The organism is Streptomyces sp. NPDC002156 (assembly GCF_053593675.1).
This window is the reverse complement of the sequence record NZ_JBSFDA010000123.1, coordinates 1-25,416: the sequence shown is the minus strand read 5'-3', so window position 1 is coordinate 25,416 and position 25,416 is coordinate 1. Positions and strand designations below refer to the sequence as shown.

The following is a 25,416-nucleotide window of genomic DNA, read 5'->3' as shown; positions in this document are numbered from 1 at the left end:
GGGTCAGCTCGCCCGGTGCCAGTTTGCTCGGGTTGCTTGCCTCATGAGCCTCTTGTGGCGCCAGCCCGTTACGCGGTCCGCGTACGTTCGGCCCTCCAAGTGGTCCGTTTCGTGCTGGAGGCATCTTGCGAAGAAACCCGTGCCCGCCACCCTCACCGGCTCCCCTGCCACCGTGAAACCCTCCACCACCGCCTCGTCGTACCGCTCCGTGCCCGCTTCCAGGCCCGGGAGGGACAGGCAGCCCTCCGGGCCGCGCATCAGCAGGCCCTCCGTCTCCACCAGGCGGGGGTTGACCACGTGCCCTACATGACGGACGTCCTCGTCGTCGGGGCAGTCGTATACGAAGACCCGCAGGGGGCGGCCGATCTGGTTGGCGGCGAGGCCCACGCCCTGGGCCGCGTACATCGTCGCGAACATGTCCTCGACGAGCGCGGCGAGTTCGGCGTCGAAGTGTGTGACTTCCGCGCAGGGGGTGTGCAGAACCGGGTCACCGAGCAGTGTCAGAGGGCGGACGCGGCCTCGCGTACCCGGGATGGAGCCTTGTCGCATGGCCGCAAGGGTACGGTCACCAAAGTCGCGCGGGCGCCGTGGTGGTGCCGCGATGCGGGTCCGGTGAACGGATCTCGATAGGCTGAGGTCCACACCACGTGGCCGGAGGCACAGGCGCGGCGCGTACGCAAGGAGGATCGAGATCTGATGGCAGGCAACTCGGACCCGCTCACTCCGCGGGCCAAGCTGGCCGTGACGGCCGGCAAGGCCGTTGCGGCGGCATCGCGTGCGGCAGGGCGCGGCAGCGGATCGGTGATCGGCGGCAAGGTAGCCCTCAAACTCGACCCCGACCTCCTCGCCCGGCTCGCCCAGAACCTCGACGTGATCCTCGTCTCGGCGACCAACGGCAAGACCACGACCACCCGGCTCATCGCGGAGGCCCTGCGCGCCGCCGGACCGGTCGTGTCGAACGCGCTCGGCGCCAACATGCCCGCCGGCATCACCTCGGCGCTCGCGGGCGGCTCGGACGCCAAGTTCGGGGTCATCGAGGTCGACGAGAAGTACCTCGCCGGCGTCGCCCGCGACACGGACCCCAAGTGCATCGCGCTCCTCAACCTTTCCCGCGACCAGCTCGACCGCGCCGCCGAGACCCGCATGCTCGCCGAGAACTGGCGCGAGGGGCTCGCCGGATCCAAGGCTGTTGTTGTGGCCAACGCCGACGACCCGTTGATCGTGTGGGCCGCCTCCTCCTCCCCCAACGTGATCTGGGTCGCCGCCGGGCAGATGTGGAAGGACGACGCCTGGTCCTGCCCGTCCTGCGGTGGCGTGATGCAGCGGCCCGGCGACGACTGGTTCTGCGGTCAGTGCGGCTTCCGTCGGCCCACTCCGAGCTGGGCGCTCAGCGGCGACCACGTCCTCGACCCGCACGGGTCCGCCTGGCCGATCCACCTCCAGCTGCCGGGGCGCGCCAACAAGTCCAACGCGGCCGCCTCCGCCGCCGTCGCCGCCGTGTTCGGCGTACCGCCGCAGGTCGGTCTGGAGCGCATGTACCAGGTCCAGGCGGTGGCCGGGCGGTACGACGTCGTGCAGTTCATGCAGCGCGATCTGCGGCTGCTGCTGGCCAAGAACCCGGCCGGCTGGCTGGAGACGTTCTCCCTGATCGACCCGCCGCCGACCCCGGTCATCCTCTCCGTGAACGCGCGGGGCGCCGACGGCACCGACACCTCGTGGCTGTGGGACGTCGACTACACGCAGCTCACCGGGCACCCGATCTTCGTCATCGGCGACCGGAAGCTCGACCTCGCCGTCCGGCTGGAAGTGGCCAACCAGCACTTCCAGGTCTGCGAGAACGCCGACCAGGCCGTGCAGCTGGCGCCGCCCGGCCGGATCGAGGTCATCGCGAACTACACCGCCTTCCAGGATCTGCGCCGCCGCGTCGGCAACTGACCACTGCCGCCAACCGACCACTGAGGACGATCACTTCATGAGCGACAACCAGCTGCGTCTGGTGTGGATCTACCCGGACCTGCTCAGCACGTACGGCGACCAGGGCAACGCGCTCGTCGTGGAGCGCCGGGCCCGGCAGCGCGGCCTCGACGTGGCCCGCCTGGACGTGCGCAGCGACCAGCCGATCCCCACCTCCGGCGACATCTATCTGATCGGCGGCGGCGAGGACCGTCCGCAGCGGCTCGCGGCGGAACGTTTGCGCCGCGACGGCGGTCTGCACCGGGCCGTGGGCAACGGCGCGATCGTGTTCTCCGTGTGCGCCGGCTACCAGATCCTGGGCCACGAGTTCATCAACGACCTCGGTCAGCGCGAGCCCGGCCTCGGGCTCCTCGACGTCGTCTCGGTGCGCGGCGAGGGCGAGCGGTGCGTGGGCGACGTACTCGGAGACATCGACGCGCGCCTCGGCCTGCCGCCGCTGACCGGCTTCGAGAACCACCAGGGCGTCACCCACCTCGGCCCCACCGCCCGCCCCTTCGCCAAGGTGCGGCTCGGCAAGGGCAACGGCACGGGGGACGGCACGGAGGGCGCGTACAACGACACGGTCTTCGGTACGTACATGCACGGGCCCGTACTCGCCCGCAACCCGCTGATCGCGGACCTGCTGCTGAAGCTGGCCCTCGACGTCAACGCGCTGCCGCCGACCGACGACCGCTGGTACGAGGCGCTGCGCAACGAGCGGATCTCGGCAGCGCAGCAGCAGCCCGCCTGACCCGCCGCGCCCGCTGCTCGTACACCTTCCGTGCGCCTGCGCGTCACCGGCCCGTCTGACGGGGCATCCGCACAGGTGAGCGCAGGTGTCCAGCACGCGGACGGGTGCTACGGCCCGGGACCCCGCCGCCGGTATGGTGGCGGGGATCGAGCCGGACAGCGTGGTCCGGTCCCGGCCCACGTGGAGAAGGTTTTCGGGCGATGCGCATTGGTGTCCTGACGTCCGGCGGCGACTGCCCCGGCCTGAACGCCGTCATCCGGTCCGTCGTGCACCGCGCCGTCGTGGACCACGGTGACGAGGTCATCGGCTTCAGGGACGGCTGGAAGGGCCTCCTGGAGTGCGACTACCTCAAGCTCGACCTCGACGCGGTGAGCGGCATCCTCGCTCGCGGCGGCACCATCCTCGGCTCCTCCCGGGTCCGCCCCGAGCATCTGCGGGACGGCGTGGAGCGGGCCAAGGGCCATGTCGCCGAGCTGGGGCTCGACGCGATCATCCCGATCGGCGGCGAGGGCACCCTCAAGGCGGCCCGGCTGCTGTCCGACAACGGCCTGCCGATAGTCGGTGTCCCCAAGACCATCGACAACGACATCGCGGTCACCGACGTCACCTTCGGCTTCGACACGGCCGTCGGGGTCGCCACGGAGGCCCTGGACCGGCTGAAGACCACCGCCGAGTCCCACCAGCGCGTCCTGATCGTCGAGGTCATGGGCCGTCACACCGGCTGGATCGCCCTGCACTCCGGCATGGCCGCGGGCGCCCACGCCATCGTCGTCCCCGAACGCCCCTTCGACATCGAGGAGCTGGCCGCACGCGTCGGCGCACGCTTCGAGGCGGGGAAGCGGTTCGCGATCGTCGTGGCCGCCGAGGGCGCGAAGCCTCGCGCGGGGTCCATGGACTTCGACGAGGGCGGCAAGGACGTGTACGGGCATGAGCGCTTCGCCGGTATCGCGCGGCAGCTCTCCCTGGAGCTGGAGGAGCGGCTCGGGAAGGAGGCGCGGCCGGTGATTCTGGGGCATGTGCAGCGGGGCGGTACGCCTACGGCGTACGACCGTGTGCTGGCTACCCGGTTCGGGTGGCATGCGGTGGAGGCGGTTCATCGGGGGGAGTTCGGGCGGATGACCGCGCTTCGGGGGACGGACATTGTGATGGTGTCTTTGGCCGAGGCCGTGGAGACGTTGAAGACGGTTCCTGAGGCTCGGTATGCGGAAGCCGAGTGTGTGCTTTAGCCGTTGACGGTTGTTCTTCGGGTGCGGGTGCGTCGTGGCTTGTCGCGCAGTTCCCCGCGCCCCTGAAGGTCGCCCCCGGTCCTCGTCGTGACCGGGGGCGGTTCTACTCTGGGGGGATGGAGCACAGCGGGCACGGTATGACCATGGATCTTCCACCCTTCACCTTGGGGCGGGGGCTCGGGTGGTCCGCTGATCCGTTCTTTCTGGTTGCCTGTCTTGTCGGGCTCGGGCTGTATGCGTGGGGGGTCGTGCGGCTGACCCGGCGTGGGGACAAGTGGTCCGTCGGGCGGACCGTCTCGTTCGTGCTCGGGGTGCTGAGCGTCATGCTCGTCATGTGCACCCGGCTCAACGACTACGGCATGGTCATGTTCAGCGTGCACATGGTGCAGCACATGGTGATCAGCATGGTCTCGCCGATCCTCATCCTGCTCGGTGCGCCGATCACCCTCGCGCTGCGGGCGCTGCCGGTCGCGGGCCGGGGGCGGCGGAAGGGGCCGCGTGAGCTGCTGCTCGCGCTGCTGCACAGCCGGTACATGCGGATCGTCACGCATGCGGCGTTCACCATTCCGCTGTTCATCGCGAGCCTGTATGTCCTGTACTTCACGCCGCTCTTCGACTTCCTGATGGAGTCCAAGACCGGACACATCGCAATGATGTGTCACTTCCTCGCCGTCGGGCTGATCTTCTTCTGGCCGATCATGGGCGTCGACCCCGGCCCCAACCGGCCCGGCTATCTCATGCGGATGCTGGAGCTGTTCGCGGGCATGCCGTTCCACGCGTTCTTCGGGATCGCGCTGATGATGGCGTCGGAGCCGATGGTCGAGGCGTACAAGAACCCGCCCGCCTCGCTCGGCATCGACGCGCTGTCCGACCAGAACGCGGCCGGCGGGATCGCCTGGGCGTTCAGCGAGATCCCGACCGTGCTCGTGCTGTTGGCACTGCTGTTCCAGTGGTACGGCTCCGAGCAGCGGCAGGCCAAGCGGCAGGACCGGGCCGCCGACCGGGACGGCGACAAGGAACTCGAGGCGTACAACGCCTATTTGGCCTCGCTGAACGCACGCGGTCGCTGAATCAACTTTAATTCCCCTTGCCAGAAACACTTTCTCATTCAGTAGCATGGACTGACGTAACCGCCGGGGGGAGCGGGTATGACGCTTCATGCTTTCAGGAAACATGGGCTCCAGCGGCTGGCAGTCGCACTGCTGTGCGTTCTATTTGCCAGCAGTTGCGACAGACAAGCACCGCTGGCGATGGTGAAGGCGGTGGCCTCGGGGGTGCCCTCCCTCGCGCCGTTCTTCGACGAGAACAGCGGCCTGGGCCAGGACGCCCAGGTGCGTTCACAGCCCGCGCACGGCAGCAGCCTGCAGCAGGGCAGCACGCCCGGGCTGTACGGGGGCACGAGGAAGCCGACGGTCTGTGACGTCGACAAGCTGAAGAAATTCCTCACCGACCCCAGGAACAACAGGAAGGCCCAGGAATGGGCACGTGTGGTCGATATTCCGCAGTCTGGGATTCCCGCCTATCTCGACCGCCTCACACCCGTTCTCCTGCGTCACGACACCCTCGTGAAGAACCACGACTACAAGAAGGAAAAAGCGGTCCCCTTCGACGCACTGCTCCAGGCCGGAATCGCGGTTCTCGTCGATGAGGCGGGAGTTCCCGCCGTGAAGTGTTCATGCGGAAATCCGCTGAAGCCGTTCAAGGGCGACACGGACCGTATTTCCGTCGAGTTCGAGGACGGCAACAAGAAGTGGAGCGACTACGACGCCGACGAGGTCGTGCTCGTACGTCCCGCACCCAGCAAGGTCGACCGCTTCGCCCTGGTCGACGTGGAGGAACCGGAACGGGGCATCTACCGCCAGACCGGCACAAAGGGTGAGGCCGACAAGGTCTTCGACACGCGCGAGCGACACCAGGTTCCGTCCCTCGCCGGGACGACCTTCGGCGCCGCGAGCGCCCGCCTGACGAACCTCGGCCTGGCGACGGCGTACAACACCGACGGCCTGCCCCCGTCCGACGCCACCGTCACCGGCTCGAATCCGGGTCCGGGGACCGCGCTCCCCTTCGGCTCGTACGTCACGCTGAGCGTCCACATCGAGTCCGGCACCCCCGACAACGGCACGGGCGGCAGCGACGGAAACGACGTCACCACTCCCCCGGGCACGACGAGTCCGGGTTCCCCATCGACTTCAGCTCCGGGATCCGACACCCCGGCCCCCAGCAGCACCGATCCATCACCACCATCGTCGGACCCCACAACGCCTCCGCCGCCCAGTAACGACCCGACACCGCCCACGTCCGAGCCGCCCACATCCGAGCCGCCTTCGTCCGACCCCCCACCGCCCAGCCCCGACACTCCCGACACCGGCCCCCCGACCGAGGAGCCCACCTCCGAGCCACCCCCTCCCCCACCGCCGCCTCCCCCGCCTCCGTCGAGCGACCCACCCAGCACACCCCCGGAAACGACCAGCGCACCCCCCGACCCCCCACCTCCCGAGCCGAGCACGTCACCGACGGCCACAACCACCCCCTAGGGGCGCGGGGAACTGCGCGACAAGCCCCCACCGGCCCGCAGCCGACAAACCGCCTATCCAGCGAGGTAGACCTGGGAGCCACCGGATGCCATCAGGATCACCCACCTCAGGAGTAGGCCGCGTAATCGCCGGCCGCTACCTCCTGCTCAACCAACTCGGCAGCGGCGGCATGGGCCATGTCTGGCTCGCCCACGACCAGAGACTCGCCTGCGAGGTCGCCCTCAAGGAGATCGTGTTCCGCGACCCCGCCGAGGCCTCGGCCGAACGCACTGCCCGAGTCGCCCGCGCCCGCGCCGAGGCCCGGCACGCGGCGGTACTCCGCGGCAACCCGAACGTGGTGACCGTCCACGACGTCCTGGAGCACGAGGGCCTGCCCTGGATCGTCATGGAGTACGTCGCCGGCGCCCTCGACCTGCGTGACCTGGTCGACATGCGCGGCCCCCTCGCCCCCGCCGAGTGCGCCCGTATCGGCCTCGCCGTCCTGGACGCGCTGACCGCCGGACACGAGCAGGGCATCATGCACCGGGACGTGAAGCCGGCGAACATCCTGCTGGCGCCGGACCGCACCGGGACCCCGTACGCCCGGGTCCTGCTCACCGACTACGGCATATCGGTGCAGCCGGACGCGGGCGAGACGCGGTACACGCTGTCGACCGCGCTCGTCGGCACGGCGGGCTATCTGGCGCCGGAGCGGGCCACCGGCGGGCCGCCGACCGCAGCCGCCGACCTGTTCTCGCTGGGCTGCACGCTCTACTACGCCGTCGAGGGCATCGGGCCGTTCGAGCGGGAGACGCATCTCGCGGAGATCACCGCGGTGGTCATGGAGGAGCCCCGGAAGGCGGAGCGGGCGGGTGCGCTGGGGCCGCTCTTGGAGGCGATGCTCGCCAAGGACCCGGCGCAGCGGATCACGGCGACCCGCGCGGAGGCGGCGCTGGACCGCATCGTCACGCCCCAGGTCGACCCGTACGAGCGTACGAGGACGGACCCGGGCTCGATGCCGCCGTGGGGTGGACCGGAGTTGATGCACGGGCCTCAGCACGCACCGGCCGCCTTCCCGCACCCGAGCGACCCTCCCTCGCCCCCGCCCGGCTTCGGCCCACCGATCCCCCCACCGCCCCCACCCCGTCGCCACCGCGCTCTCCCCGCCGCCCTCGGCGCCCTCCTCGGGGTCGCCCTGGCCGGAGTCGGGGTCTGGTTGACCCTGGGCGACCCGCCGGGCGGTGGCGGGCAGGGCGACGAGCAGACCGTGGCGAAGCCGTACGGCGACCCCGTGGGCCTCGCCGTGCCGTTGGCGGAGGGCGACTGTGTGATCGCCGACTGGCCCGGCGGCACGCGCTTCCGGGGGACGCCACGGCTGACCGTCGATCCGACGTGCCGGGACGCGCCGCCCGACGGACAGGTGCTGGCGGTCGTGGACGCCGCGTCCGCCGCCGAGGCTCGGGCGCAGGGGCCCGCCCAGTGCGAGGAGCGGACCCGGGATCTCAGGGAGAAGCTGGCGGACGTACGCGGGTACGCCGTCGTGCCGGCCGAGGGCGGGTTCGAGGCCGCCAAGGGGCGTACGGCCTGTCTGCTGCTCGGTGCCCACGGGCCGGTGTACGGGCCGCTCGGGCCGTACCGCGAGCCGGGGCAGGCGTTCCTGGACACGGCCACCATGCAGAAGCGGGACTGTCTGAAGGCGCCCTCCGGGCGGGAGGCCCGGCTGGTCGCCTGTACCGCGGAGCACGACGAGCAGGTCCTCGGATTCGCGCGGCTGGACGACGGTGTCCCCTTCGAGAAGGCCCGGGACCTGTCGGACACGGCCTGCGCGAAGGACGTGTCGCCGACCGACTACGGCTTCGATCCGTCGGTCTACGAGGCCGGGTCCTGGACGAGTCGCGGAGCGTGGGACTCCGAAACCCATTTCGTCGTGTGCACCGTCAGGAAGCAGAACGGGGGCACCATGGAGGGAGAAGAACCATGAGGAGGGTGTTGCGATGCCCGGTTCCACGAACGGTTCCACGAAGACCATGGGGGTGCTCACCGTAGGCGGGCTCGTCGCGGTGACGGCCTACACGGTGGCGCTCGGCAGCAACGGCTGGCTGTGGTTCGGCTGGGTGGTGCTGGGCCTGATCACCCTCGGGATGGTGGTCACCCGCCCCACCTGACCTCCGTTCACCCGAATGGGCTAGTCGGCGGCGGGCCGGGTCAGTCCTCGAAGAGGCGGCCCGCCGAGTGGACGCCCGGCTGGTACTTCGGCAGCCGGGCGGTGATCTTCATTCCCGCGCCCAGGGCGGTCTCGATGACCAGGCCGTGGTCGTCGCCGTAGACCTGACGGAGCCGGTCGTCGACGTTCGAGAGGCCGATGCCGCCCGACGGGCTGACCTCGCCCGCGAGGATACGGCGGAGCAGTACCGGGTCCATTCCGGCGCCGTCGTCCTCGATGACGACCAGGGCCTCGGCGCCCGCGTCCTGCGCGGTGATGCTGATGTGGCTCTTGCCCGCGAACGCCGCCCTGCCCTCCAGGCCGTGTTTGACGGCGTTCTCCACGAGGGGCTGGAGGCAGAGGAAGGGCAGGGCGACCGGGAGCACCTCGGGGGCGATCTGGAGGGTCACGGAGAGCCGGTCGCCGAAGCGGGCGCGGACCAGGGCCAAGTAGTGGTCGATGGCGTGGAGTTCCTCGGCGAGGGTGGTGAAGTCCCCGTGCCTGCGGAACGAGTAGCGGGTGAAGTCGGCGAATTCCAGGAGCAGTTCGCGGGCGCGCTCGGGGTCGGTGCGCACGAACGAGGCGATCACCGCGAGCGAGTTGAAGATGAAGTGCGGGGATATCTGGGCGCGAAGTGCCTTGATCTCGGCCTCGATCAGGCGGGTGCGGGACTGGTCCAGGTCCGCCAACTCCAACTGGACGGAGACCCAGCGGGCGACCTCTCCGGCGGCGCGGACGAGGACCGCCGACTCGCGGGGCGCGCAGGCGACGAGGGCGCCGTGGACGCGGTCGTCGACGGTCAAGGGCGCTACGACGGCCCAGCGCAGGGGGCAGTCCGGGGCGTCGCAGGTGAGGCGGAAGGCCTCGCCCCGGCCGGATTCCAGGGGTCCGGCGAGGCGTTCCATGATCTCGGCGCGGTGGTGTTCGCCGACCCCGTCCCAGACGAGGACCGACTTCTGGTCGGTGAGGCAGAGGGCGTCCGTGCCGAGCAGGGTGCGCAGTCGGCGGGCCGAGCGGCGGGCGGTCTCCTCGGTGAGGCCTGCGCGCAGCGGGGGCGCGGCGAGGGAGGCGGTGTGCAGGGTCTCGAAGGTGGCGTGTTCGACGGGGGTGCCGAGGCCGCCGAGGCGTTCGGGGCGGGCGGTGCGCCGGCCCAGCCAGAAACCGGCGGCGAGCAGCGGGAGGATGGCCACGCAGAGCCCGGCCAGGAATCCGCTCATGTCCGCGTCACCTCCGTACGCGCCGGTCCCCCGAGACTGTGGCCGCCATGGCCGCCGTGCGCCCCGGACAGTTCCTCCGGCAGGTGGAAGCGGGCCAGGATGGCCGCCGTACCGGCCGGGACTCGGCCCGGGGTGGCCAGGGACACCAGGACCATGGTGAGGAATCCCAGGGGTACGGACCAGAGGGCGGGCCAGGCGAGCAGGGCGTGCAGGGCGCCCGTGCCGGGGAAGCCGGCCATGGTCGCGGCGACGGCGACGAGCGCGGAGCCCCCGCCGACCAGCATTCCGGCGGCGGCCCCTGGCGGGGTCAGGCGGTGCCACCAGATGCCGAGGACGAGCAGCGGGCAGAAGGAGGACGCGGACACGGCGAAGGCGAGCCCGACGGCGTCGGCGACCGGGAGTCCGCCGACGATGACGCTGGCGGCGAGCGGTACGACCATGGAGATGACCGTGCCGAGCCTGAAGTGCCGTACGCCGCGCGAGGGCAGGACGTCCTGGGTGAGGACTCCGGCGACGGCCATGGTGAGCCCCGACGCGGTGGAGAGGAACGCGGCGAAGGCGCCGCCGGCCACCAGTGCGCCCAGGAGGTCGCCGCCGAGGCCGCCGATCATACGGTCGGGCAGCAGCAGGACGGAGGCGTCGGCGTCGGAGGTGAGGGCCAGTTCGGGGGCGTAGAGGCGGCCGAGGGCGCCGTAGACGGGCGGCAGGAGGTAGAAGGCGCCGATGAGGCCGAGGACGGCGACGGTGGTGCGGCGGGCGGCGACGCCGTGCGGGCTGGTGTAGAAGCGGACGACGACGTGCGGCAGGCCCATGGTGCCGAGGAAGGTGGCGAGGATCAGGCCGTACGTGGCGTACAGGGGGCGTTCCTCGCGGCCTTCGGCGAGGGAGGTCGACATGCCGCCGTTGTTGCCCCGGTCCGCCTCGGGGAGGGTGGCGCCCTTGGCGAAGGTGAGGCGGGTGCCGGGGTCGATGTGGTGGGTGCCTGCGGGGAGTTGGAGGACCTGGTCCTTGTGCGGGCGGCCGTCGACGGTGCCGGTCACGGTGACGGTGAGGGGGGCCTTCAGTTTCAGGTCGAGGCCGTCCTCGACGCGGACGACGCGCTGTTCGCGGAAGGTGGCGGGTTCGTCGAAGGCGTGGCGGGGGGCGCCGTCGCCCTGCCAGGCGAGGACGAGGAAGAGGGCCGGGACAAGCAGGGCGGTGAGTTTCAGCCAGTACTGGAAGGCCTGGACGAAGGTGATGCTGCGCATGCCGCCGGCGGCGACGGTGGCGACCACGACGACGGCGACGATGACCCCGCCGACCCAGTCGGGCGCGTCGGTCAGCACCGCCAACGTCAGTCCGGCGCCTTGGAGTTGGGGCAGGAGGTAGAGCCAGCCGACGCCGACGACGAAGGCCCCGGCGAGCCGTCGTACGGCCTGGGAGGCGAGGCGGGCCTCGGCGAAGTCGGGGAGCGTGTAGGCGCCGGAGCGGCGCAGCGGGGCGGCGACGAAGAGGAGCAGCAGGAGGTAGCCGGCGGTGTAGCCGACCGGGTACCAGAGCATGTCGGGGCCCTGGACGAGGACGAGGCCGGCGATGCCGAGGAAGGAGGCGGCGGAGAGGTACTCGCCGCTGATCGCGGCGGCGTTGAGGCGGGGGCCTACGGTGCGGGAGGCGACGTAGAAGTCGGAGGTGGTTCGGGAGATGCGCAGGCCGAACGCGCCGACGAAGACCGTCGCCACGACGACGAGGGCGACGGCCGGGACGGCGTAGTTCTCGTTCACAGGGACCGGTTCCTGTTCATCAGCGGTCCCGGTCCTCGACCAGACGGACGAAGTCGCGCTCGTTGCGTTCGGCGCGCCGCACGTACCAGCGGGCGAGCAGCACGAGCGGCGCGTAGAGGCCGAAGCCGAGGATGAGCCACTCCAGGTGGTGGGCGTCGGGCATCGCCGCGAAGAGCAGCGGGAGCGGGGCGATGAGCAGCGCGAGGACCGCGAACACGCCGAAGGCGGCGCGGAGTTGGGAGCGCATCAGGGAGCGGACGTAGGTGTGGCCGAGGGTGGTCTGCTCGTCGATCTCGGTGCGCGGCCGGTAGTAGCCGGAGGTGCGGCGGACGCGCCGGGGCGGTCCGGTGACGACGACCCGGCGTTCGGAGGGGTCCTGGGGCATGGCTGGAAGGTGCCCCTCAGCTCGTGGGCCGGCGCATGAGCAGGTCCCGCAGTTCGCGGGCGTGCCGTCGGCTGACCTGGAGTTCCTCGGCGCCGACCAGGACGCTCACGGTGCCCGCGTCGAGGCGGAGTTCGCCGATGTGGCGCAGGGCGACGAGATGGCGGCGGTGGATGCGGACGAACCCGCGGGCGCGCCAGCGCTCCTCCAGGGTGGAGAGCGGGATGCGTACGAGGTGGCTGCCCCGGTCGGTGTGCAGTCGGGCGTAGTCGCCCTGGGCCTCGACGTGGGTGATGTCGTCGACGGCGACGAAGCGGGTCACGCCGCCGAGTTCGACGGGTATGTGGTCGGGGTCGGGTTCGTGCACGGGTATGGGCGCGGGCACGGACGGGGCGCTGTCGCGGAGTTCGGCGGCGCGGCGGATCGCCTCGGCGAGGCGTTCCTTGCGTACGGGCTTGAGGACGTAGTCGACGGCCTTGAGGTCGAAGGCCTGGACGGCGAAGTCCTCGTGGGCGGTGACGAACACGACGAGCGGCGGCTTGGCGAACCCGGTGAGGAGACGGGCCAGGTCGAGACCGTCCAGGCCGGGCATGTGGATGTCGAGGAACACGACGTCGATGGCCTCGGGTCCGCCGGGGCCCGACTGCAGGGCGCGGTTGATGCGGCGCAGTGCCTCGGTGGCGTCGCCCGCGCCCTCGGCGCTGCCGATGCGTGGATCCGCGTGCAGCAGATACAGCAACTCCTCCAGGGAGGGGCGTTCGTCGTCGACGGCGAGGGCGCGCAGCATGAAGGTGGAGTGTAGGTGGAATTCGTACGCGTGCACATGCGCCGGACGCGCAAGCCGTCGGCGGACGCGCTGCCCGGTGGTCGCTGGATACAGTGCCCGGATGAACAGCAGGCCGGCGCCTTTCGACGAGCTGGACCGGAAGATCATCACCACGCTGATGGCGAACTCCCGTACGAGTTTCGCCGAGATCGGCGCGGCGATCGGGCTGTCGTCCACGGCGGTCAAGCGGCGTGTGGACCGGTTGCGCGAGTCGGGCGTGATCACCGGGTTCACGGCGACGGTGGAGCCCTCGGCGCTCGGCTGGCGTACGGAGGCGTACGTCGAGGTGTACTGCGAGGGCGCGGCGCCGCCGCGGCGGCTGGCGGAGGTGGTGCGCAACCATCCGGAGATCACGGCGGCGATGACGGTGACGGGTGGCGCGGACGCGCTGCTGCATGTGCGGGCGACGGATGTGGGGCACTTCGAGAACGTGCTGGAGCGCATCCGCAGGGAGCCGTTCATCCGGAAGACGATCAGCTACATGGTGCTGTCCCACCTCCTCCCGGAAAGCCCGGAGGCGGGCGCTACCCACCCCGCGCCGAACAACACTTCGGGAAACGCAGCAGATCTGCGTTGAGGGTGGCAAAGACGCAGGATTCCTGCGTGGACACGCAGTGGTTGTCGCTTGTCGGGCGTCGGGGTCGGTTCCTACCGTGGTGGTATCCCAACCCGACACCGCAGGAAGCGGAGGAACCCCTCTGTGCCCGAAAGCCGTGTGCCGCGATCCCGGCGCTTTCTCGTCTGTGAACCCAGACACTTCGCCGTGCAGTACGCGATCAACCCCTGGATGAACCCCGACACCAGGGTCGATGTGGATCTGGCCCAGGAGCAGTGGCGCTCGCTGATCAGCGCCTACCGCGCCCATGGCCACACCGTGGACACCGTGGAGCCGGTCGCCGGTCTGCCCGACATGGTGTTCGCGGCGAACTCGGCGGTCGTCGTCGACGGCCGCGTCTTCGGCTCCTCGTTCCACTCCCCCGAGCGCCGCCCCGAGTCGACCGCGTACGAGACGTGGTTCAAGTCGGCGGGCTTCGACGTGTACCGCCCCGAGTCGGTGTGCGAGGGCGAGGGCGACCTGGTCCCGGCCGGCCGCTGGATCCTGGCGGGCACGGGCTTCCGTACGACCCGCGAGGCCCATCACGAGGTGCAGGAGTACTTCGGGATGCCGGTGATCGGCCTCAAGCTGACGGACCCGTACTTCTACCACCTGGACACGGCGCTGTTCGTCCTGGACGAGACGAACATCGCGTACTACCCGGGGGCGTTCTCGCCGGGCAGCCGCGAGGTGCTGGCGCGGCTGTACCCGCACGCGGTCGTGGCGACCCGCGAGGACGCCATGACGTTCGGCCTGAACTCGGTGTCGGACGGCCACCACGTCTTCATCGACCCCGGCGCCACGGCCCTCGCCGCCGAACTGCGGCGCCACGGCTACCTCCCCGTCCCCGTCGACCTGTCGGAGTTCCGCAAGGCCGGCGGCGGCATCAAGTGCTGCACCCAGGAGATCCGCTCATGACCGCACCGACGACCACCGCCGCCGCCACGCGCACCTCCGCCGACCTGATCCGCGCCGAGGAGCCGGTCCTCGCGCACAACTACCATCCGCTGCCCGTGGTCGTGGCCCGCGCCGAGGGCGCCTGGGTCGAGGACGTCGAGGGCCGCCGCTACCTGGACATGCTGGCCGGCTACTCGGCCCTGAACTTCGGCCACCGCCATCCGGCCCTGATCGAGGCGGCCCACCGCCAGCTGGACCGCCTCACGCTCACCTCCCGCGCCTTCCACAACGACCGTCTGGCCCAGTTCGCCACCTCCCTGGCCGAGCTGACCGGCCTGGACATGGTCCTGCCGATGAACACCGGCGCGGAGGCCGTCGAGAGCGCGATCAAGGTGGCCCGCAAATGGGCGTACGAGGTGAAGGGCGTCCCCGACGGCCAGGCGACGATCGTGGTCGCGGCGGACAACTTCCACGGCCGTACGACGACGATCGTCAGCTTCTCGACGGACGAGACGGCGCGGGCGGGCTTCGGCCCGTTCACGCCGGGCTTCCGGATCGTCCCGTACAACGACCTGGCGGCCCTGGAGGAGGCGATCGACGAGACGACGGCGGCGGTCCTCCTGGAGCCGATCCAGGGCGAGGCGGGCGTCCTGATCCCCGACGACGGCTACCTCACCGGCGTACGCGAACTGACCCGCCGCAAGGGCTGCCTCTTCGTCGCGGACGAGATCCAGTCGGGCCTGGGCCGCACCGGCCGCACGCTCGCGGTGGACCACGAGGGCGTCGTCCCGGACATGGTGCTCCTCGGCAAGGCGCTGGGCGGCGGCATCGTGCCGGTGTCGGCGGTGGTCGCACGCCGGGACGTCCTCGGGGTACTGCGGCCGGGCGAACACGGCTCGACGTTCGGCGGCAACCCCCTCGCGGCGGCGGTCGGCCAGGCCGTGGTCGAGCTGCTGGAGACCGGCGAGTTCCAGCGCCGGGCGGCCGAGCTGGGCGTCGTCCTGCGCGACGGCCTGACCGGACTGGTCGGCAAGGGCGTGGTCGGCTTCCGGTCACGTGGTCTGTGGGCGGGCGTCGACATCGACCCGTCCATCGGCACCGGCCGGGAGATCAGCGAACGCCTGATGCGCGCCGGAATCCTGGTCAAGGACACCCACGGCTCGACCATCCGGCTGGCACCCCCGCTGACGGTCACGGCCGAGGAACTGCGGTCGGCCGTCGGCACCCTGGAGAGGGTGCTCGGCCAGGGCTGACGCGGCAGCTGCGGTCCATGGGGTTCGCCCCATTGACCCGTCTGCGGCGCCACGTCAGCCCCGGTGAGCGGGGTCCGCTGCACGCAGCCGCACGGCGCGGGACCCTGGAGAAGGCGCTCAGGCAAGGCTGACACGGCAGCCAAGGGTCCACGGGGTCGCCCGTGGACCCGACCGGGTCCCGGCCGAGCGGGGTGAAGCCCGGGGCCGGGGCCTGTCCGGCGGATCAGGGCGCAGGAAAACAGCGACGCCACGTCGGCGCCGGTGAGCGGGATCCGGTGCGTACAGCCACGCGGCGCGGCACCCTGGAGAGGGTGCTCGGACAGAGCCGACCCTGCATCCACGGGTCCGTGGGCTCGCCTCCCGGCCCTGCGGGGTGAAGCCTGGGGCCACGGCCTGACCGGCGGATCAGGGCGCAGGAAAACAGCGACGCGACGTCGGCGCCGGTGAGCGCGGTCCGGTGCGTGCGGCCGCACGGCGCGGGACGCTGGAGAGGGTGTTCGGGCAGGGCTGGTCGGTATCCAAAGGGCCATGGGGTTCGCTCCCTGGACCCGTGCGGGGTGAAGACCGGGGCAAGAGGTGGTAGACCACTCTCAGCGACAGAGAGGTCGGCCGTGGGCACTTACGAGGAGCAGCGCGTCGCCCGGCAGCGGTTCGACGTGGCGGACGCCGCGCCCGTGCTGCTCGACGCACAGGGCGTGGTGACGAGCTGGACCCGGGACGCCCAGCGGCTGCTGGCGTACGCCCCCGGTGAAGTGGTGGGCACGCAGGTCGCGGGGCTGCTGACCGCCGAGGACGCCGAACGGGTGCCGGAACTCGCCGAGCGGTGCCGCAGGGACGGCGGCTGGGCGGGGCTGCTGACCGCCCGGCGCAAGGACGGGCGGCCCGTCCGGGTCATGGTGCGGATCACCTCGGCGCTGGAGCCCGGAGGCCCCGCCCAGTGGCTGGTGCTGCTGTCGGAGATGGACGAGGCGCCCGGCTGGGACATGAGCCGTACGGTGCTTGAACAGATGGTCGCGGGGTCTCCCGTCGGCATAGCGATCGTCGACCCGAGTCTGCGCTTCGTGTGGTCCAACGCGGCCCTGGAGCAGTTCGGCGGCGGACCCGCCAGGCACCGGCTGGGGCTCCGGCTGGGGGACGTACAGCCGGGCGTGAACGCCGAGGCGGTCGAGGCGCAGATGCGCGGGGTGCTGGAGACCGGGGAGCCGGTGGTCGGGTACGAGCACGTGGACCGGCTGCGTTCCGCGCCCCACCGGGAGACGGCGCACATGCTGTCGTTCACGCGTCTCGAGGACGACCGGGGCCATCCGATGGGTGTCTACTACACCGTCGTCGACGTCACCGAGCGGCACCGGGCCAGGCAGCGGCTCGCCCTGCTCGACCGGGCGGGCGAGCAGATCGGCCGCAGCCTGGACATCGTGCGCACCGCGCAGGAGCTGGCCGACGTGGTGGTGCCGGCCTTCGCCGACTCCGTCGCCGTGGACCTGCTGGAACCGGTGCTGCGGGGCGCGGAGCTCCCGGCCGGGCCGCTGAGCACCACGGACCGGGTGCTGCTGCGCCGGGCCGGCCATCAGACGGTGCACGACAGCGTCCCGGAGACCGTCGTCCGCGTCGGCGACGTGGCCGGCTACCGGGCCGGATCACCCCCGGTGCTCTCCCTGACCACCGGCCGGCCCTGGCGCGAGCCGCACCTCGACCCCCGCGCCGAGGAGTGGGCCACGGGCGGCCCCGGCGGCCGGGCGGCCACCTTCCTGGAGCTGGGGCTGCACAGTGTGATGATCGTGCCCGTCCGGGCGCGGGGCGTCACCCTGGGGATCACCACCTTCTTCCGCCGCCACCGCCAGGAGCCGTTCGACGAGGACGACCTGAGCCTCGCCGAGGACCTCGTCTCGCGCGCCGCCGTCTGCGTGGACAACGCCCGGCGCTACACCCGCGAGCGCGAGGCCGCGCTCGTCCTCCAGCGCAGCCTGCTCCCCCACCGGCTGCCCGACCAGGACGCCGTGGAGGTGGCCGCGGAGTACCGGCCGGCCGACGAGCTGACCGGCCTCGGCGGCGACTGGTACGACCTCGTCCCGCTGTCCGGCGCACGCGTCGCCCTCGTCGTGGGCGAGGTGCCCGGTCACGGCATCGACGCCGCGGCGGCCATGGGCCGGCTGCGGACCGCCGTACGGACCCTCGCGGCCCTGGATCTGCCGCCCGAGGAGGTGCTCGCCCACCTCGACGACGTGGTCGCGACGGCGGCCCGCGAGGAGGGCGTCGGGCCGGACACGGCGGCGGCCGACAGCACCCAGGCCGTGGGCTCGGGGTGCCTGTACGTCGTCTACGACCCGGTGGACGGGCAGTGCACCATGGCCGCCGCGGGCCATCCCGCGCCGGCCGTCGTGCTGCCCGACGGCACGGTCACGTTCGTCGACCTGCCCCAGGGGTCGTCGCTCGGCGCGGGCGGGCTGCCGTTCGAGTCGGTCGAGCTGGCCCTGGCGGAGGGCAGCACGCTCGCGCTCCACACCGACGGCCTGCTGGTCCCCGGTGAGGACGGGGCCGGCGACGGGGCCCGGGACCGGCTGCGGCGGGCCCTGGAGCGGCCGGAGGCGTCGCTCGCCGTGCGCTGCCGGACCGTGGTCGACGCCCTGGTGCCCGCTCGCCCGAACGACGACGTGGCCCTGCTGATGGCCCGTACCCGGCTGCTCGGCGCCGACCAGGTCGCGGACTGGGATCTGCCCGCCGACCCGGCCGTCGTCGCCGACGCCCGCAAGGAGGCCACCCGGCAGCTCACGGAGTGGCATCTCGAGGAGCTGGCGTTCACCACGGAGCTGGTCGTCAGCGAACTGGTCACCAACGCCATCCGCCATGCCGCCCTCCCCATCCGGCTGCGCCTGATCAAGGACCGCTCGCTGATCTGCGAGGTCTTCGACGGCGGCGCCACCGCACCCCATCTGCGCCATCCGCGCACCACCGACGAGGGCGGGCGCGGACTGCTCCTGGTCTCCCAGTTCACCCAGCGGTGGGGCACCCGCTTCGTCCCCGAGGGGAAGATCATCTGGGCCGAGCAGTCCCTCACGGATCCACCGGTGTGACGCACGAGCCGGTGCATACCGGGCATGACGTGGGAAACTGATGTGGCCCCGGTGTGAGGCGGGAACCATGAACGAGACAGCGACGAGCGACTACGCGGCGGTGTTCCAGGCCCTGCCCGGCATGGTGGCGCTCCTGACACCCGAACTGGTGTACGCGGACGCCAACGAGGAGTTCCTGCGGCTGACCGGACGCAAGCGCCAGGACCTGATCGGCCGCCAGCTGTTCGACGTCTTCCCCGACAACCCGAACGACCCCACCGCGACGGGCATGCGCAACCTGGAGGCCTCGCTGCGCCGCGTGCTGGCCACCGGCGAGCGCGACACCATGGCACTGCAGCGCTACGACGTGGAGTGCCCCGACCGGCCCGGCGAGTGGGAGGAGCGCTACTGGAGCCCGGTCAACGCGCCGGTGCTCGGCCCGGACGGGCGGGTGGTGCTCCTGGTGCACCGGGTCGAGGAGGTCACCGAGCTGATCCGGGCCCGCGGCGGCCGGGGCGGCGGCAGCCGGGCCCGCGTGCTGGAGGCCGAACTGTACACACGGGCCCGGGAGTTGCAGGACCTCAACGACCGCCTCCGGCGCGCCCACGCCCGCGAACGCGAGGTCGCCCTCGCCCTCCAGGAGGCGATGCTCCCGGCCCGCCGGCAGGTGGGCCACCACCGGGCCGCCGTGCGCTACCGGCCCGCGGTGGGCGCGCTGAACGTGTGCGGGGACTGGTACGACCTGGTCGACCTGGTGGGCGGCGACCGTATCGGCGTGTCCGTGGGCGATGTCGTCGGCCACGGTCTGGCGGCGGCCGGTGTCATGGGCCAGCTGCGCAGCGCGCTCAGCGCCGCCTCCCGAGTCGCCGAGGGCCCCGCCCAGGCCCTGGACGTCCTGGGCCGGTACGCGCATGTGGTCGACGGCGCCGAGTCGGCCACCGCCGTCACGACGTTCATCGACTTCGACCGCCGCACGATCACCTACAGCAGCGCCGGGCATCCCCCGCCCGTACTGGTCCACCCCGACGGCCGCGTGGAGTTCCTGGACCGGGCCACCGATCCCCCGCTCGACGCCCGCCCCGACCCGGTACCGCGCCCACAGGCCGACACGACGTTCACCGACGGCGCCACGCTCATCCTCTACACCGACGGCCTGATCGAACGCCGCCGCGAGGACATCGACATCGGCCTGACCCGCCTCGCCGACTCCCTCGCCCGCCACCGGGCGGCGGACCCCGAACGACTCGCCGACGCCGTCCTGTTGGAACTGCTGCCACCAGGTGGCGCAACCGACGACACCGCATTGATCGTCGTACGGCTGTGACGGTGGCCGAGCGGCGGCGGCGCGATTCCGCCCGGTTCCGGCGGAACCCGCCTGCACATACACTGACGGCCCGACGCGAGCACGGCTGACCTGCTAGAACGCGGCGGTTGAGCCGATCCCGACGGAGTGAGGAGCGACCCCCTTTGTTCTACTACGTGCTCAAATATGTGCTTCTCGGTCCGCTGCTGAGACTGGTGTTCCGGCCGCGGATCGAGGGGCTCGAACACGTACCGTCGTCGGGCCCCGCCATCGTCGCCGGGAATCATCTGTCGTTCGCGGACCACTTCCTGATGCCCGCGGTCCTCAAGCGGCGCATCACCTTTCTCGCGAAGGCCGAGTACTTCACGGGTCCCGGGATCAAGGGGCGGCTGACCGCCTCCTTCTTCCGCAGCGCCGGGCAGATTCCGGTGGACCGGTCCGGCAAGGAGGCCGGACAGGCGGCCATCCGTGAAGGGCTCGGGGTACTGAGCAAGGACGAACTGCTCGGCATCTATCCGGAGGGCACCCGCTCGCACGACGGACGGCTGTACAAGGGCAAGGTCGGGGTCGCCGTGATGGCCCTGCGGGCCCAGGTGCCCGTCATTCCGTGCGCGATGATCGGCACCTTCGAGGCGCAGCCGCCGGGCAAGGTGATCCCGAACATCCATCCCGTGGTGATTCGTTTCGGCAAGCCCCTCGACTTCTCCCGCTACCTGGGGATGGAGGACGAGAAGGCGGTGCTGCGGGCCATCACCGACGAGATCATGTACGCCATCCTCACCCTCTCCGAGCAGGAGTACGTCGACCAGTACGCGGCGGTCGCCAAGGCGGAGGAGGCCGAGCGGAAGAAGGCGGAGAAGGAGCAGCGGGGCCGCAAGTTCCCGCGCATGCCGCTGAGTTGACCCCCTCGGCACTCCCCTTCACGGCCGCGATCTGCTCGTGGCTAATCCCCTCCGAACCTCGCGGTGCCGGCGGTTACCGTCGCTGCATGACACGAGCTGTGGTGATCGGGGCGACGGGACAGATCGGACGGGTGGCCGTGGGTGCGCTCGCCCGCGACGGGTGGGAGGTGACCGCCGTCTCGCGGGGCGGCGGACGGGACGCGGGCTGGCCGGAGGAGGTGCGGGTCGCGACGGCCGACCGGGCCGACGACGCGGCGCTCGCGGCCGCCGTGGGCGACGGGTGTGACGTCCTCGTGGACATGGTGGCCTACGGACCCGAGCACGCACGGCAGTTGGCCGGTCTCGCCGGCCGGGTCGGGTCGGCCGTGGTGATCTCCAGTCTGTCCGTGTACGAGGACGACAAGGGACGGAACTTCGACACGCAGAGCGAGCCCGACGGCTTCCCCGAGTACCCCGTACCTGTCACCGAGGACCAGCGCACGATCCACCCGAGCGACAGTTCCTACAGCACCCGCAAGGCGGGCCTCGAACGTGAACTCCTCGCCGTCGCCGACCAGTTGCCGACCACTCTGCTGCGGGCGGGCGCGATCCACGGGCCGTACTGCCGTACCCCGCGCGAGCTGTACTTCGTCAAGCGCAACCTGGACGGGCGGCGCCGCCGCGTCCTCGCCTACGGCGGCGCGAGCCGTTTCCATCCGGCGAGCGTCCACAACATCGCCGAACTGGTCCGGCTGGCCGCGGCACGTCCGGGTGCCCGGGCCCTCAACGCCGTGGATCCCGAGGCTCCGACGGTGGCCGAGATCGCGGGGGCCATCGACGCCGTGATGGGCGTCGAGGTGGAGAACGTCCTGGTGGACGGTCCGCCCCCGGCGCCCACGGTGGGCGACACCCCGTGGTCGACTCCGGTGCCCGTGGTGTGCGACATGTCCGCCGCGGAACGGGAGTTGGGCTACCGGCCCGTCGTCCGGTACGCCGAGAGCCTGCCGGAGACCGTCGCCTGGATCGAGGGCCGACTGGCCGGGCGGGACTGGCGGGAGGCCTACCCCAAGATGTACGAGACGTACGGCGACCTCTTCGACTACGCGGCGGAGGACGCCTGGCCCCGGTCATGAGAAAGGGCGGCCGGGAAACCCCGGCCGCCCTTCACCTCGTACGGCAGACCGCTGCGACTATGGCTGCGGGGTGGCGTGCGGGGCGCAGGTCACGTCCGCCGCGTCCACCTTGCCGGTGAGCAGGTAGGTGTCCACCCGCTCGTTGATGCACGGGTTGACGAGCCCGGTCACGCCGTGGGAGCCCGCGTCCTTCTCGGTGATCAGACGGGAGCCCTTGAAACGCTTGTGCAGTTCGACGCCGCCCCCGTACGGGGTGGCCGCGTCACGCGTGGCCTGCACGATCAGCACCGGCGGCAGGCCCTTGCCGGACTTCACGTTCACCGGGGTCTGCTGCTTGACCGGCCAGGTCGCGCACGGCAGGTTCATCCAGGCGTTGGCCCAGGTCAGGAACGGATAGTCCTTGTGCAGCCGGGTGTTGTCGCGGTCCCACTTCTGCCAACTGGTGGGCCACTTGGCATCCGTGCACTCGACGGCCGTGTAGACGGCGTTGCCGTTCTCGGCCGCCGCGTTGCCCGCGGTGTCCGAGAGGTCGGGGGCCGCCGCGTCGACGAGCGCCTGGGTGTCACCCGCGAAGTACTTGCTGAACACGGTGGCGACCGGGATCCACGACGAGTCGTAGTACGGGGCGCCCTGGAAGAAGCCGATCAGCTCGGCCGGTCCGACGAGCCCACCGATCGGGTTCTTCTTCGCGGTGGCCCGCAACTCCAGCCATTTCGCCTGCACTTGGGCCCGCGTGGTGCCGAGGTGGAAGACGGCGTCGTTCTTGGCGACCCAGTCCTGCCAGTCGTTCCAGCGCATCTCGAAGGCGACGTCCTGGTCGAGGTTGGCCTCGTACCAGATCTTCTCGCGCGACGGGTTGACCACGCTGTCCGCGATCATGCGGCGGACATGGCTCGGGTAGAGCGTGCCGTAGACGGCCGCGATGTACGTCCCGTACGACACCCCGAGGAAGTTGAGCTTCTTCTCCCCCAGCGCGGCCCGGATGACGTCCAGGTCGCGCACGGTGTTCGGGGTGGTCATGTACGGCAGCATCTCGCCGCTGCGCTCGTAGCAGCCCTCGGCGTACTCACGGGCCAGCTTGCGCTGGACACGCTTGTCGGCCTCGGAGTCGGGAACCGGGTCCAGCTTGGGCGCCTTCACGAACTCCTGCGGGTCGGCGCAGGAGATGGGCGCCGAGTGGCCGACTCCGCGCGGGTCGAAGCCCACGAAGTCGTACGCCTTGGACGTGTTGACCCACAAGGGGTTCTTGGTCGTGACCCGGCGCGGGAAGCGCAGCCCGGAGCCACCGGGGCCGCCGGGGTTGTAGACGAGCGCGCCTTGCCGCTCCTCCTTCGTCCCCGTGTTGCCGATGCGGTCGACGGCGAGCTTGATCTGCTTGCCGTACGGCTTCGCGTAGTCGAGCGGCACCGTGACCCAGCCGCACTGGATCGGCTTCTCCAGACCCCAGTCGGCCGGGCAGTCCTGCCAGTCGATGCCGGCCTTCGCGGCCTTCGCGGCGGCGATCGTCGCGCCGCGCGTCTCACGGTCCTGGCCATGGCGGGCGTCCGCACTGGCCGAGGGCGCCGCGACGGCGCCCGCTATCAGGGTCGCCGTGATGAGCGCTCCGGCGGACCCGAGCGCGGCGGCTCGTCTCGTCGGTCGTGTGGCACTCAAATGGGGCCTCCCCGTACGTAGTTGCTGTCGGTCGGTACGGGGATCGATCCTCGCCGCTGTGCGGGACCTGTGAACAGGGGTGGACGGCCTTCTTTGCCAATCCGATAAACGGTGACGGGAGTTCCGCTCAGCGGATGGACGGGGATCAGCCGCTGTGGGGGTCCTCCAGAGCCGCCAGCGCCTCGTCCAGCACCCGACGCAGGCGCAGCGCGTCCGGTGCGAGCGCGGTCACCAGGGCGGCGGGCCCGGCGAGCGGCATGAGCGCGGCCCCCTCCCCCAGCATCCGGGCCTTCACCGGCGCGTCCACGAACTCCGGCCGTACGACGACGAGTTGACCGAGGGCACGATGTCCCGCCAGTACGGCGGGCCCGTCCCAGCCGCCCGGCGCTCCGGGCCCGCAGGCCAGCTCCTGGTCGAGGACGACGCGTCCCCCGACCCGCACCGTGAGACGGCTGCCGAGGCGTCCGGGTTCCTCGCCGGAGCGGCCGAGCACCTGTTCCTCGCGGAACACGAGCCGGGCGCCGGGCGCGAGATCGACACGCGTGCCGACGTACAGTTCGCTGCCCTGGGCGCAGATCAACTGCTCGGGCAGCCAGCGGAGTTCACCTCCGTCGGCAACGCGGATCCGTACGTCGTAACGGGCCTCGCCCTTCGCCTGGCCGGGCAGGGCGATGGTGGCCGCGGCGGACGCGAGGTGGAGTCTGGCGCCTTCCCCGACCTCCGCCTCGACGGTGAAGTGGTCGCCGCCGAGGGGGCCGCTCATGGCGCCGACCAGCATGACGCGGGCCTCGTCGCCGTGCGCGCGGATACGGCGCAGGGCGAGGGGCCCGTCCCCGTCGAGCAGCGGGAGGGCGGTGCCGCCCCGGCCGTCCGCCCGGGCGCCGATCCGTGCGGTGGCCCGTACGCCGGCCGTCGTCATGCCGTCCACGTCGCGAGCTGCGCGCGGACCCAGAGGGCGACGTCCGTGACGCCGGCCTCGCTGCGGAGCGACTGGAAGACGACGGGCATCTCTCCGCGGGCCGTCTTTGCGTCGGCGGCCATCCGGCCGAGGTCTGAGCCGACGTACGGCGCGAGGTCGGTCTTGTTGACGACGAGCAGGTCGGCGGTGGTGACGCCGGGGCCGCCCTTGCGTGGGATGTCGTCCCCGCCGGCTACGTCGATGACGAAGATCTGCGCGTCGACGAGGCCCTTCGAGAAGGTCGCGGTGAGGTTGTCGCCGCCGGACTCGACGAGCACGATGTCGAGCGGGCCGACCTCGTCCTCCAGGTCCTCGACGGCTTCGAGGTTGGCGGAGATGTCGTCGCGGATCGCGGTGTGGGGGCAGGCGCCTGTCTCGACGGCGGTGATCCGCTCGGGCGGCAGCACGGCCTCCCGGAGCAGGAACTCTGCGTCCTCGCGGGTGTAGATGTCGTTCGTGACGACGGCGAGGGACAGTTCTTCGCGGAGGGCTCGGCAGAGGGCGGCGACGGTGGCGGTCTTGCCGGAGCCGACGGGGCCGCCCAGGCCGATGCGCAGGGCGCGGCGGGTGCCGTCGGGCCGACGGGCGTCGGCACTGACGGCTGCGCCGGCGTGGGCGTGGGAGTGGTCGAGGTGCATGAGATACGGCTCCTGTTCTGGTCTCTGTGTGTTGTGGTGTGTCCCGGGATCTTGTTTCGCCCCCGCCGCCCCTACCCATTCCCATCCCCTGGGGGCTGCGCCCCCAGACCCCCGCTCCGGCCCTGAACGGGCCTTGTCCTCAAACGCCGGACAGGCTGGAGATGCCTGAGGCCGGCGTTCGAGGACAACCGCGCTCAGCCCACCCTTTTCCCCGCCCACCCACC

22 protein-coding genes are annotated in these 25,416 nt (G+C 71.4%); 14 read left to right on the top strand and 8 right to left on the bottom strand.

The annotated features are described in order from the left end of the window. Positions 1–3: 3 nt before the first annotated feature. Entirely contained in the window at positions 4–549 is a 546-nt protein-coding gene (gene def, locus ACWCRB_RS35445; protein ID WP_450999973.1) for a peptide deformylase, read from the bottom strand. A gap of 147 nt (positions 550–696) precedes the next feature. On the opposite strand from def, the gene ACWCRB_RS35440 reads away from it, so the two are divergent. The 7 genes from ACWCRB_RS35440 to ACWCRB_RS35410 all read left to right on the top strand — a co-directional run bounded on the left by ACWCRB_RS35440 (position 697) and on the right by ACWCRB_RS35410 (position 8,608). After that, positions 697–1,935 (top strand): MurT ligase domain-containing protein, encoded by a 1,239-nt coding sequence (locus ACWCRB_RS35440; RefSeq protein ID WP_369037030.1) that lies wholly within the window; start codon positions 697–699, stop codon positions 1,933–1,935. Between the two features lie 37 nt (positions 1,936–1,972). After that, positions 1,973–2,704 (top strand): type 1 glutamine amidotransferase, encoded by a 732-nt coding sequence (locus ACWCRB_RS35435; protein ID WP_105969560.1) that lies wholly within the window; start codon positions 1,973–1,975, stop codon positions 2,702–2,704. A gap of 200 nt (positions 2,705–2,904) precedes the next feature. Continuing rightward, complete coding sequence (locus ACWCRB_RS35430; protein WP_450999972.1) at positions 2,905–3,930, top strand: 6-phosphofructokinase; 1,026 nt, start codon at positions 2,905–2,907, stop codon at positions 3,928–3,930. 116 nt (positions 3,931–4,046) lie between these two features. Continuing rightward, positions 4,047–5,000, top strand: coding sequence for a cytochrome c oxidase assembly protein (locus ACWCRB_RS35425; RefSeq protein WP_450999971.1), 954 nt, complete (start codon positions 4,047–4,049; stop codon positions 4,998–5,000). Positions 5,001–5,180: 180 nt separating this feature from the next. Next, positions 5,181–6,464, top strand: a complete 1,284-nt coding sequence (locus ACWCRB_RS35420; protein ID WP_450999970.1) for a DUF6777 domain-containing protein — start codon at positions 5,181–5,183, stop codon at positions 6,462–6,464. A gap of 85 nt (positions 6,465–6,549) precedes the next feature. After that, on the top strand, positions 6,550–8,424 hold the full coding sequence (locus ACWCRB_RS35415) for a protein kinase domain-containing protein (RefSeq protein WP_450999969.1): 1,875 nt from the start codon (positions 6,550–6,552) through the stop codon (positions 8,422–8,424). A gap of 13 nt (positions 8,425–8,437) precedes the next feature. Continuing rightward, positions 8,438–8,608: a hypothetical protein gene (locus tag ACWCRB_RS35410; protein ID WP_389354432.1), complete on the top strand. Its 171-nt coding sequence runs from the start codon at positions 8,438–8,440 to the stop codon at positions 8,606–8,608. A 40-nt stretch (positions 8,609–8,648) separates the two neighbouring features. Here the strand turns inward: ACWCRB_RS35410 and ACWCRB_RS35405 are convergent, their stop codons facing one another. Genes ACWCRB_RS35405 through ACWCRB_RS35390 form a run of 4 tightly spaced genes read right to left on the bottom strand, consistent with a single transcriptional unit; the run spans position 8,649 to position 12,792 of the window. Further along, positions 8,649–9,863, bottom strand: a complete 1,215-nt coding sequence (locus ACWCRB_RS35405; protein WP_389354430.1) for a sensor histidine kinase — start codon at positions 9,861–9,863, stop codon at positions 8,649–8,651. Continuing rightward, a complete protein-coding gene (locus ACWCRB_RS35400) occupies positions 9,860–11,623 on the bottom strand; it encodes a sodium/solute symporter (RefSeq protein WP_450999968.1) in 1,764 nt (587 codons plus the stop codon). Before ACWCRB_RS35400 ends, ACWCRB_RS35405 begins: the two co-directional genes overlap by 4 nt. Before the next feature lie 19 nt (positions 11,624–11,642). After that, complete coding sequence (locus ACWCRB_RS35395; protein WP_369037022.1) at positions 11,643–12,008, bottom strand: hypothetical protein; 366 nt, start codon at positions 12,006–12,008, stop codon at positions 11,643–11,645. Positions 12,009–12,024: 16 nt separating this feature from the next. Then, positions 12,025–12,792, bottom strand: coding sequence for a LytR/AlgR family response regulator transcription factor (locus ACWCRB_RS35390; protein ID WP_369037021.1), 768 nt, complete (start codon positions 12,790–12,792; stop codon positions 12,025–12,027). 100 nt (positions 12,793–12,892) lie between these two features. Between ACWCRB_RS35390 and ACWCRB_RS35385 the strand changes: the two genes are divergently transcribed. The 7 genes from ACWCRB_RS35385 to ACWCRB_RS35355 all read left to right on the top strand — a co-directional run bounded on the left by ACWCRB_RS35385 (position 12,893) and on the right by ACWCRB_RS35355 (position 21,943). Continuing rightward, the gene (locus ACWCRB_RS35385; RefSeq protein ID WP_450999967.1) at positions 12,893–13,408 is read left to right on the top strand and encodes an Lrp/AsnC family transcriptional regulator; all 516 of its coding nucleotides are present in this window, start codon (positions 12,893–12,895) and stop codon (positions 13,406–13,408) included. Between the two features lie 123 nt (positions 13,409–13,531). Then, complete coding sequence (ddaH, locus tag ACWCRB_RS35380; protein ID WP_450999966.1) at positions 13,532–14,344, top strand: dimethylargininase; 813 nt, start codon at positions 13,532–13,534, stop codon at positions 14,342–14,344. After that, positions 14,341–15,576, top strand: a complete 1,236-nt coding sequence (gene rocD / locus ACWCRB_RS35375; RefSeq protein WP_450999965.1) for an ornithine--oxo-acid transaminase — start codon at positions 14,341–14,343, stop codon at positions 15,574–15,576. Before ddaH ends, rocD begins: the two co-directional genes overlap by 4 nt. A gap of 611 nt (positions 15,577–16,187) precedes the next feature. Next, complete coding sequence (locus ACWCRB_RS35370; RefSeq protein ID WP_450999964.1) at positions 16,188–18,647, top strand: SpoIIE family protein phosphatase; 2,460 nt, start codon at positions 16,188–16,190, stop codon at positions 18,645–18,647. 67 nt (positions 18,648–18,714) lie between these two features. Continuing rightward, entirely contained in the window at positions 18,715–19,950 is a 1,236-nt protein-coding gene (locus tag ACWCRB_RS35365) for a PP2C family protein-serine/threonine phosphatase (RefSeq protein ID WP_450999963.1), read from the top strand. A 143-nt stretch (positions 19,951–20,093) separates the two neighbouring features. Further along, complete coding sequence (locus tag ACWCRB_RS35360; RefSeq protein WP_450999962.1) at positions 20,094–20,831, top strand: lysophospholipid acyltransferase family protein; 738 nt, start codon at positions 20,094–20,096, stop codon at positions 20,829–20,831. A gap of 98 nt (positions 20,832–20,929) precedes the next feature. Further along, positions 20,930–21,943 carry an NAD-dependent epimerase/dehydratase family protein gene (locus tag ACWCRB_RS35355; RefSeq protein WP_450999980.1) on the top strand — a complete coding sequence of 338 codons (1,014 nt, stop codon included), beginning with the start codon at positions 20,930–20,932 and terminating at the stop codon, positions 21,941–21,943. A gap of 57 nt (positions 21,944–22,000) precedes the next feature. Here the strand turns inward: ACWCRB_RS35355 and ACWCRB_RS35350 are convergent, their stop codons facing one another. From ACWCRB_RS35350 to ureG, 3 genes are all read right to left on the bottom strand, one after another. Further along, the gene (locus ACWCRB_RS35350) at positions 22,001–23,596 is read right to left on the bottom strand and encodes an alpha/beta hydrolase (protein ID WP_450999961.1); all 1,596 of its coding nucleotides are present in this window, start codon (positions 23,594–23,596) and stop codon (positions 22,001–22,003) included. Between the two features lie 145 nt (positions 23,597–23,741). Further along, positions 23,742–24,515 (bottom strand): urease accessory protein UreD, encoded by a 774-nt coding sequence (locus ACWCRB_RS35345; RefSeq protein WP_450999960.1) that lies wholly within the window; start codon positions 24,513–24,515, stop codon positions 23,742–23,744. Next, entirely contained in the window at positions 24,512–25,192 is a 681-nt protein-coding gene (gene ureG / locus ACWCRB_RS35340) for an urease accessory protein UreG (RefSeq protein WP_450999959.1), read from the bottom strand. Before ureG ends, ACWCRB_RS35345 begins: the two co-directional genes overlap by 4 nt. Positions 25,193–25,416 lie beyond the last annotated feature (224 nt).